Below are 1,782 nucleotides of genomic sequence, written 5' to 3'. Positions count from 1 at the left end.
CCTGATTCAAATACTGGAGACCAAAAAGTCGAACCGTTTTGAATAATAGGCGTAGCTCTACCTTTGTAATAAAGGCCATTATCAACTGATTGTTGCGATGCTCTATTCCAGCCATGTGTCACATTAAAATCGTAATAGTCATCGTAACTGATATTCCAATCCACCCTTAAACGATCATTTGGACGCCAAGCAAGTGCCCCATAAAATGCATTAAAGTTATTTTTCACATTGTCATAATAGTCATCTGTCTTTTGTGCTGTTGCGCTCACACGAAATGCTAATTCTTTTGAAATGGGTGCCGTATGATCAATACTGACAGAGAAATTAGGCTCTGCGCCTTTACCTGAGTAAATGGAACCTACAGTCCCAGAGATATTGGTTTCGGCTTTATTAAAATTAGGCTTTTTTGTTAGGTAGTTAATATATCCGCCAGAACCTGAAGTCGGCGCAAAAATTACACCTGTTGGTCCTGCCACAATATCGGCTCCTTCATAAGCATTGAGATTGGTTGGATGACGGGTACTGTAAATGCGTTGACTATCTTGAAAAACTTCCGAGTTCTGTCCACGAATTTGTGGAGTAAAATTAGCATTTTGTCCCCCGCCTCGCGTAATACTCGGTGCATATTTGACGAGATCATCAGCACTGCGAATAACATCTTCTCTAAATTGTTGTTCTGATACTTGGGATATTACACGCGGGGTATCCAATACAGAGCTATCAGTTCCATAAATTGAGGTAACTTTGCGTTTGGGAACAACAGTGGTTTTCTTAGCTGCTCCAGTAACGACTACATCTGACAAAGTAATTACATCACTTTCAGAATCACCTGCTTGTTGTGGCGTTTCTTCGGCAAAAACATATAACGGTAAAGTTGCCCCTAATACGCTAAGCGCAATAACTAAAGGTTTTAATTGAAAAGGCTGTCTCATATCACACTCAGTAAAGTAAATTTACAATGCGTTACGCAAAGCCTATGCCAACCATTAAATGCCCAAATAATTTACCCTAACCATTTGATTCAATTGTTTTTAATTTCTCATTGTTTACTTATCAATTCTATTCATGTTTATTTTTTCAACAAAGCTGTTGAAATAGAGACACTCACCAAAAACAATAATTATATAAGTTATTGATAAATATATTAAAATTATATAAAAATATTGGCATTTATTCTGCAATACCTTAGAAGATGAAGATCTAATCAGGTATTTATAATGACAAATCAAACATTTCAGTTATCACGACGAAAATTTTTAACACAAAGTCTCACGGCGCTAGGTGGCGCCTCTTTGATGGGCAGTTTATCAGGTTGTGGCCCCTCTCCAGATAATAGTAACGAATCAAAAACTACCTCCTCAGCAACGCCTAAGCATGGAGGAATTATACGCTTGGGGCTGATTGGAGGACAACAATCAGGCAGTCTAGATCCTCATCTTTCAGCATCGGGAAGTGGTATTACACGAGGTTTCGCTATTTATAATAAGTTATGGGAATGGGATGAAAATATGCTGCCCCGATTTGCTTTGGCGGAGTTTGCAGAACCTAATCACAATGCAAGTGAATGGACCATCCGTTTACGCAAAGGCTTAGAATTTCATCACGGTAAAACCATTACTGCTGATGATGTGATCTTTTCAGTGAAACGTCTAACAGATCCTAAACTCGCTTCACCATTTCGCAATCTGGTGCAGTGGATTGACCGAGATCGTATTCAAAAACTAGATGAATACACAGTTCGTATTCCTTTTATTAGTACGATTCCCGGCTTTGTTGCATTGC

1 protein-coding gene and 1 pseudogene are annotated in these 1,782 nt (G+C 38.7%); one reads left to right on the top strand and one right to left on the bottom strand.

Annotated features, from left to right (window positions below; genetic code table 11):
* Positions 1-932: TonB-dependent receptor plug domain-containing protein (locus UC75_RS19980; RefSeq protein WP_416202198.1), on the bottom strand; the 932-nt coding region annotated here is incomplete at its 3' end.
* 285 nt (positions 933-1,217) lie between these two features.
* Between UC75_RS19980 and UC75_RS19975 the strand changes: the two are divergent.
* Positions 1,218-1,782, top strand: a pseudogene (locus UC75_RS19975) (ABC transporter substrate-binding protein); the annotation flags it as partial.

Origin of the sequence: Acinetobacter sp. V2 (genome assembly GCF_001188385.1) — a bacterium.
Classification (GTDB): Bacteria; Pseudomonadota; Gammaproteobacteria; order Pseudomonadales; family Moraxellaceae; genus Acinetobacter; species Acinetobacter oleivorans.
Note: the sequence above shows the minus strand (reverse complement) of the source record. Positions and strands in the feature narration are given on the sequence as shown.